Here is a 7992-nt window from a genome sequence, read left to right on the forward strand (position 1 = left end):
GAGAACGAGGATGGACCAAATCCGGCAACTGGCGCAATGGATCAAAGAGGCGAATACGATCGCCGTCCTGACCGGGGCGGGGATGAGCACGGAATCCGGCATTCCTGATTTTCGCAGCGAAAACGGCCTTTACGCCCAAGAGGACAATGTCGAATATTATTTGTCAGAGTATTATTACAAAAAAGATCCGGTTGATTTTTGGCGTCGATTCAAGCGGATGTTTTCATTAAAAATGATGGGCGGCTTTGCCCCGAATGACGGGCATCGGTTTCTCCGCTGGCTTGAGGAGATGGGCAAGACGGTGACGATTTTGACGCAAAATATTGACGGGCTGCATACGAAAGCAGGAAGCACGAATGTCATTGAGCTGCACGGCACGCTGCAGACGGCGACATGCCCGTCATGCGGCAACAAGTATGATCTGTCGTTTATCAACCGTCACGAGGTGCCGCGCTGTGAAAAGTGCCAGACGATTGTCAAACCGGATGTCGTTTTGTTTGGCGGGCTCGTGCCGCGCATGGAAGAAGCGTTTGCTGCGGCGGCCGCCAGCGACTTGCTTCTGGCGATGGGAACAAGTTTGGAAGTGGCGCCCGTGAATCAAATCCCGTTTTATGTCGCCGCCGAATCGCCGGCAACAAGGAAAGTATTGATCAACAAAACAGCGACAAGAATGGACGGGATGTTTGACCTTGTCATTTATGGCGGAATCGGGGAAACGGTCGCTAGCGTGCGCAAGCAAATACAGGCGGAATAGATCGATAGATTCCATGCCAACGGGAGAACGCATATGGCGTTTTCCCGTTGGACAAAAAATCAAAAAAGGTATTGTACTTTTCAGAACATTCTAATATAATAAAGATAACATACCAACCGGTTGGTATTTTGATGAGTGGAGCCGAGCATAAAGGCGTAACGGAAAAGGGAGGGGACCATCATGTATTTGCGCTTAACGGACGAGCAGCGCATGGTGCAAAAAGCGATCCGCAAGTTTGTCGAAAAAGAATTGATGCCGCTCGAGAATGAAGTATTGCGCAATGAGCGGGAAGGAAAGCCCGGGCTTGCGCCGGAGAAATTGAAAGAATTGCAATTAAAAGCGAAAGAAGCGGGGTTTTGGGGGATCAACACGCCGGAGGAATACGGCGGCGCGAATTTGGGCCATGTCATGCAGGCGATTGTGTTGATGGAAGTGTCGAAAACGCTTGTTCCGTTCCAGTTTGGCGGATCGGCGGACAACATTTTGTATTACGCGAATGAAGAGCAAAAGAAAAAATATTTGATCCCGACGATCAACGGCGAGAAAAAATCGTGCTTTGCCATGACCGAGCCGGGAGCAGGATCAGATACGCGCAACATTAAAATGACGGCGGTGAAAGACGGCGACGAGTGGGTGTTAAACGGGGAGAAGACATTCATTACCGGCGGCAACGACGCTGATTTTGTCATGGTGATCGCCATCACCGACAAAGAGCGTCACCAAGCTTCGAACGGGCGTGAAGGGGTGACGTGTTTTATCGTCGACCGCGAGATGGGCTGGCGTTCGGAACCGATACATACGATGGGACCTTCCACTCCAGCCAGCTTAATTTTCGAAAACGTGCGCGTGCCGGAAGAAAACATTTTAGGCGAGCTGCATCACGGCTATAAGCTTGGGCTTGAGTGGATCGGCTACGCCCGCTGGGTCGTAGGCGCCCGTGCGGTCGGAGCGGCCGAGCGGCTTTTGCAAATGGCCATTGACTATGCGAAGGAGCGTGTCACATTCGGCAAACCGATCGCCGAGCGGCAGGCGATCCAATGGATGATTGCCGATTCGGCGGTAGAAATCGAAGCGGCGAAATGGCTTGTGTTAAACGCGGCCTTTACGCTTGACCAAGGGGAGGACAACCGCCATTTAGCCTCGATGGCGAAGCTGTTTGGCGCGAACATGGGCAACCGCGTCGTCGACCGCGTCATGCAAATCCACGGCGGCATGGGCTACACGAAAGAAATGCCGATCGAGCGCTGGTATCGTGAAGCGAGATTGTGGCGCATTTACGACGGCACGGATGAAATTCAGCGCCTCATTATCGCCCGCAATTTGATCAAAGGGCACGTCAAGCTTGGACAGTTCATCTAAAAAAATGAAAGCGTTATCGAAAGGGAGGAGAACACGATGAGCCAACGGTTTGCAGGAAGAGTGGCGTTTGTGACCGGAGGAAGCCGCGGCATTGGCAAGGCGATTGTCACCCGCTTCGCGGAAGAAGGAGCGAAAGTGGCGTTCATTGATTTAAACGCAGAAGCCCTTGAAGCGACGGCTGCGGAGCTGCGGGAAAAAGGGTATGACGTTTACGCCAAGGTGGCGAGCGTCACCGACCGCGAACAAGTAGAAGCGACGATCCAAGAAGTGGTCGATCGGTTCGGTTCGCTCGATATTCTCGTCAACAACGCCGGCGTCATCCGCGACAATTTGCTGTTTAAAATGACCGATGACGACTGGCAAACGGTGATGGACGTCCATTTAAAAGGCGCGTTTTACTGCGCCCGCGCCGCGCAAAAATATATGGTCGAAAAAGGGTACGGGCGCATCATCAACATTTCGTCGACATCCGCGCTCGGCAACCGCGGCCAGGCGAACTATTCGGCGGCGAAAGCCGGCATCCAAGGATTTACGAAAACGCTGGCGATTGAGCTTGGCAAATTCGGCATCACGACGAATGCCGTCGCCCCTGGGTTTATTGAAACCGATATGACGAAAGCGACGGCCGAGCGGCTTGGCATTTCGTTTGAGCAGCTCATCCAAGCGAGCGTCGCCAACATCCCGGTCGGGCGCAGCGGCCGTCCGGAAGACATCGCTCATGCGGTCGCCTTTTTCGCCGATGAGCGGTCGTCGTTTGTCAACGGCCAAGTGCTGTATGTCGCCGGCGGTCCGAAATGCTGAAAACGAGGAGGACGGGGCATGTACCAACATGACATCGGGAAACGGTCAGCGAAAGTGAAAAATGTCGTTGAGCGCGGAGCGGTGAAAAAGTTTGCGGAGGCGATCGGCGATCCAAACCCGATTTATTGGGACGAAGAGACGGGGAAACGGTCGCGCTACGGGCGCAACATTGCGCCGCCGACGTTTCCGCGCGTGTTTGACTACGGCGTCATTGAAGGGCTGAAATTGCCGTCCAAAGGGCTCATCCATGGCGAACAGCACTTCCATTATGAGCGCCCGCTGTTTGTCGGCGAAGAGCTGTATTGCTATGCGGAAGTGAAAGATTATTACGAAAAACAAAGCAGCATGGGCCTGCTCGGCTTTTTGGTCATCGCCAACAACGGCGAGGACGCTGACGGAAATCTCATTTTCACTTCCACCTCGACGATCATGATCAACGAGGCGGTTAGAAAGGCGATGAGCGTATGACGAGCATCCGCAAATGGCAAGTCGGAGAGTCGCTTCCCGAAGTAACGCTCGCACCGGTGTCCCGGCTCGATTTAATCAAATACGCCGGCGCATCAGGCGACTACAACCCGATTCATACGATCGATGAAGAGGCGAAAAAAGCCGGCCTGCCGGGCATTATCGCCCACGGCATGTGGACGATGGGCAATCTCGCGAAGCTGTTTACGCCGTACTACGAAGAAGGGTTTGTCCAAGACTATTTCGTCCGCTTCCAGTCGATGGTGTTTTTAAACGATGTCATCACCTTAAAAGCAACGGTGAAGGAAAAAGACGAGAAAGCGATCCGTTTTGCCGTCGCTGCCGTCAACCAGCAAGGAAAAGAAGTCATTAAGGGCGAAGCCGTGTTTTCTCTGTATGAGTGAAACAAGGCAGCGAGCCCGGTAACATCGAGAACGCCCAGTTGCCGGGTTTCGTACTACAAAGGGGATGAGGAGGAGTCAGGATGAGACGAGATGCCGTCATTGTGTCTGCTGTACGAACGGCCATCGCCCGCCAAGGGGGCGCTTTGGCGACGATGCCGGCGCATATTTACGGCGCGGAAGTGATCAAAGAAGCGATGCGGCGGGCGAATATTGGTCCGGAGCATGTCGATGATGTCATTATGGGCAACGTCCTAAGCGGCGGCGGCAATATCGCCCGGCTGACCGCGCTGCAAACCGGATTGTCGCTCGAGCTGACGGGAGTGACGGTGGACCGGCAGTGCGGTTCGGGCATTAACGCCGTCAATTTAGCGGCGCAAGCCATTTGGGCCGGCGACGGAGATGTGTATATTGCCGGCGGCGTGGAAAGCATGAGCCGCGCGCCGTATTTGATGGACCGCCCGGAAAAACCGTACAGCTCGACGCCGCCGAGCTTTCGAAAGTCGCAGCTATCGCCGAAAGAAATCGGCGACCCGCCGATGGGCATCACGGCGGAAAACTTGGCCAAAAAGTACGGCATCAGCCGTGAAGAACAAGACGCATTCGCCTTGCGCAGCCAGCAGCGCATGGCGCGCGCCATGCAGGAAGGGCGATTTGACGAGCAAATCGTGCCCATTGCCGTGCCGGTGAAAAAAGGGGAGCCGTTCATCTTCGATACGGACGAACATCCGCGGCCAAACACAACCATGGAAGCGCTCGCAAAACTGCCGCCGGCGTTTTTGGAAGGCGGCACGGTGACGGCGGGGAATAGTTCAGGGCTCAATGACGCCGCTGCCGCGCTCGTCATCATGTCGCGGGAAAAAGCAGAGGAGCTTGGCTTAAAGCCGCTTGCCGTCATCCGCGCCCATGCGGTCGCCGGAGTGGATCCGAACATCATGGGCATCGGCCCGGTGCCGGCGACAAGAAAAGTGCTTGAAAAGGCGGGGCTGACGCTTGATGAGATGGACATCATTGAAATCAATGAAGCGTTTGCCGCGCAAGTGATCGCCTGCGACCGTGAGCTTGAGATGGATCCCGAAAAAGTGAACGTAAACGGCGGCGCCATCGCCCATGGCCATCCGCTCGGCGCAACGGGGGCGATTTTGATTACGAAAGCGGTGTATGAACTGAAGCGCTGCGGAGGGAAATACGCGCTCATTACCGCGTGCATCGGCGGCGGCCAAGGCATCGCGACGATTATTGAGAGAGAATGACGCATTGGAGACCGTGGAGGATGAAAGAAAGATTAAGGGAAGTCGCCATTGAGTTGTTTGAACGCAAAGGATTCAAAGAAACGTCGGTGCAGGAAATCGTCGAAGCGATCGGGGCAACGAAGGGGGCCTTTTACTACTATTACAAAAGCAAAGAGGAGTTGCTATGTGATATTTGCGTTTCCTATCTAGATGATTTGCTTCGGCAGCAAGCCTGCATTGTCCAAGATTCCGAGAAAAGCTGCACGGAGAAATTGCGGGCCATCGTCCATATGGTCATCTGCAATATCCGCACACGGAAGAAAAGCGCCCGCATTTTCTTCCGTGAAATGCGGCATTTGGCTGACGACCATTTAGAGGAAATCCGCGCCAAGCGGCGGTTGTTTCGCAAGCGGTATGAACAGCTGGTTCGAGAAGGGATCGCCCGCGGGGAATTCAAGCCGTCGCTTCATGCAGAAATGATTACGTTTGGCCTGCTTGGCATCACCAACTGGAGCTATTATTGGTTCCGGCCTGACGGAGGCATCTCTGAAGAAGAACTGACGGACATTTTCGTTGATTTCATTTTGCACGGCATAAAGGCGCCAAGAGCTGGAGAAAGCGGTCGAAATGAGGCGGAGCCAGGCAATTCGGGCGGCCAGACCGAATGAAAGATCGGCCGCGCTGCTTTGATGGTTTGGCCAAACGGCAAACAAAAAGGGGGGATCGGGATGGAGCTATTCATCCAGCAGCTGTTAAACGGGCTGACAGTTGGAAGCGTTTACAGCCTTGTCGCGTTAGGTTTGACGCTTGTTTATGGCATTTTGCACATTCCAAACTTCGCCCACGGCGCGTTATATATGATGGGGGGTTATGTCACGCTCACTGCGATGACGAAAGCCGGGCTGCCGTACGGGTTGGCCGTTGTCGTGTCGATGGCCGCGGTCGGGATGCTCGGTGTATTGATGGAACGGCTTGTGTTTTATCCGCTTCGCGACGCACCGCCGCTCCATGACAAAATTGCGGCGATTGGCATTTTGTTGTTTTTGGAGGCATTCGCCCAGTTCGTCTGGGGGGCGGACTACCAGACGATGCCAACCCCATACGGCGACGTTGTCAGCATTTTCGGCTTGACCTTGACGGTTCAACGCATCCTCATCATCGCATCCGCTGTCATCATCATGATCTTGCTTTACCTCTTCTTGAAAAAGACGTTCATCGGGGCTTCCATCATCGCGATGGCGCAAAACCGCGAAGGGGCGAATTTGGTCGGCATTAACACGAATAAAGTCGCCATGCTGACGTTTTTCCTTTCCGGCAGTTTGGCAGCGCTCGCCGCGTCGCTCGCTTCGCCGATCAACCTCGTGTTTCCCGGCATGGGCCATCTTGTCATCTTGAAAGCGTTTGTCATCATCATTCTCGGCGGCATGGGAAGCATTCCAGGCGCCATTGTCGGCGGCTATATTTTGGGATTCAGCGAAAGCTTGGGAGCAACGTATGTGTCGAACGACTACAAAGACATTATCGCTTTTGCCATCCTCGTCATCATTTTAACGGTCAAACCGAACGGACTGTTTGCCAAGGAGGGACATTGATGGCTGTATTCGCCAACCGGCGCTTATGGATCGCCGTTCTTGCGGCGCTGGCGCTTGCCTTTCCGTTGCTTGTCACCAACAGCTATTACTTGCACATGATGACGATCTCTTTCATTTGGATGATCGCTGTTTACGGGCTGAATTTATTTGCTGGCTATACTGGTTATTTGTCGCTTGCCCACGCCGGGTTTTTTGCGATTGGCGCGTATGCGCTTGGCATTTTGACGGTGAAAGCCGGCGTGCCGTTTTGGTTGGCTTTCGTGCTTGCTTGTTTGTTCACCACGTTGCTTGGGGCCGTCATCGGGCTTGTTGCGCTGCGGACGAAAGAGCACTTTTTCGCCATTTATACGCTTTGTGTGGGCTATATTATCTATTTGATCATTGACAAATGGGACAGTTTAACCGGCGGAGTGCGCGGGTTCATCGGCATCCCGGCGCCGGCTGACATCGGTCCGCTCTCGTTTCAAACGCCCGTCGCCCAATATTATTTGGTGTTATGCTTCTTGGTTGCGGTCATCTTCACCATGTACCGCCTTGTCTATTCGTTGACCGGGCGGACGTACATCGCCATTCGCAACAGTGAGGAGCTCGCGTTGACGCTTGGCATCTCGACGATGAAAAACAAACTCGCCTCGTTTGTTCTCTCGGTCTTTTTTACATCGCTTGCCGGAGCGCTGTACGCATCGTTCATCCGCTTTCTTGGCCCGGACATTGCGTACGTCAGCGTCATGTTCGACTTTTTAACGTATTTGCTTGTCGGTGGGATTGGCACGCTCGCCGGTCCGGTCGTCGGGACGTTGCTGATTACGTTTCTGTCCCAACAATTGCAGTTTTTGCAAGATTACCGGATGTTGATTTTCGGTCCGGTGCTGACGTTGCTCATCATCTTTTACCCACACGGCATTGCCGGGGGGGTCATCCGTTTGAAAGCAAAGCGTGAAGAAGCGCGCCGTCTCGATCCAGAAGCGAACCGAGTTGCTGCGGAACTGGCCGTCTCGAGCCAAGGACGAGGCGAGCGGCACGCAGAGGAGGGATAACGATGCTTTTGCACGTTGAACGGTTGACGAAGCGGTTTGGCGGGCTTCTGGCGGTCAACGATGTCACCTTTTCCGTCGAGCAAGGGAAGATCAACGCCATCATCGGCCCAAACGGAGCCGGCAAATCGACGTTTTTCAATTTAATCAGCGGCTTGTACCGGCCGACGTCAGGGACGATTACGTTCAAAGGGCGCGATATTACCCGCCTGCCGGCAAACGAACGGGCGAAGCTCGGCATCGCCCGCACGTTTCAAACGACTCACTTGTTTGAACAGGCGACGGTGATCGACAACGTCATCATCGGCCATCGTCTCCGCACGTCATCCAACTTATTTGATGCCATTTTGCGCA

General features: G+C 54.1%; 10 protein-coding genes. All 10 read left to right on the plus strand.

Annotation, left to right across the window (positions count from 1 at the left end; translation table 11 throughout):
• Positions 1-10 precede the first annotated feature (10 nt).
• Positions 11-754 carry an NAD-dependent protein deacylase gene (locus VU18_RS07180; protein ID WP_021321364.1) on the plus strand — a complete coding sequence of 248 codons (744 nt, stop codon included), beginning with the start codon at positions 11-13 and terminating at the stop codon, positions 752-754.
• 180 nt (positions 755-934) lie between these two features.
• Positions 935-2113, plus strand: coding sequence for an acyl-CoA dehydrogenase family protein (locus tag VU18_RS07185; RefSeq protein ID WP_047757857.1), 1179 nt, complete (start codon positions 935-937; stop codon positions 2111-2113).
• Positions 2114-2149: 36 nt separating this feature from the next.
• A complete protein-coding gene (locus VU18_RS07190; RefSeq protein ID WP_013523726.1) occupies positions 2150-2914 on the plus strand; it encodes a beta-ketoacyl-ACP reductase in 765 nt (254 codons plus the stop codon).
• 18 nt (positions 2915-2932) lie between these two features.
• Positions 2933-3382 carry a MaoC family dehydratase N-terminal domain-containing protein gene (locus VU18_RS07195; RefSeq protein WP_021321365.1) on the plus strand — a complete coding sequence of 150 codons (450 nt, stop codon included), beginning with the start codon at positions 2933-2935 and terminating at the stop codon, positions 3380-3382.
• Positions 3379-3783 carry a MaoC family dehydratase gene (locus VU18_RS07200; RefSeq protein WP_021321366.1) on the plus strand — a complete coding sequence of 135 codons (405 nt, stop codon included), beginning with the start codon at positions 3379-3381 and terminating at the stop codon, positions 3781-3783. Before VU18_RS07195 ends, VU18_RS07200 begins: the two co-directional genes overlap by 4 nt.
• Positions 3784-3863: 80 nt before the next feature.
• Positions 3864-5033, plus strand: coding sequence for a thiolase family protein (locus VU18_RS07205; RefSeq protein WP_047757858.1), 1170 nt, complete (start codon positions 3864-3866; stop codon positions 5031-5033).
• Positions 5034-5053: 20 nt separating this feature from the next.
• Positions 5054-5680 (plus strand): TetR/AcrR family transcriptional regulator, encoded by a 627-nt coding sequence (locus VU18_RS07210; protein WP_047757859.1) that lies wholly within the window; start codon positions 5054-5056, stop codon positions 5678-5680.
• Between the two features lie 60 nt (positions 5681-5740).
• Positions 5741-6604 carry a branched-chain amino acid ABC transporter permease gene (locus tag VU18_RS07215; protein WP_020279658.1) on the plus strand — a complete coding sequence of 288 codons (864 nt, stop codon included), beginning with the start codon at positions 5741-5743 and terminating at the stop codon, positions 6602-6604.
• On the plus strand, positions 6604-7641 hold the full coding sequence (locus VU18_RS07220; protein WP_011231156.1) for a branched-chain amino acid ABC transporter permease: 1038 nt from the start codon (positions 6604-6606) through the stop codon (positions 7639-7641). The genes VU18_RS07215 and VU18_RS07220 overlap by 1 nt, the downstream gene beginning before the upstream one ends.
• 2 nt (positions 7642-7643) lie before the next feature.
• The coding region (locus tag VU18_RS19635) for an ATP-binding cassette domain-containing protein (protein WP_047757886.1) at positions 7644-7992 on the plus strand (349 nt) is incomplete at its 3' end.

The sequence above is a fragment of the Geobacillus sp. ZGt-1 genome (assembly GCF_001026865.1).
Lineage (GTDB): Bacteria > Bacillota > Bacilli > Bacillales > Anoxybacillaceae > Geobacillus > Geobacillus thermoleovorans.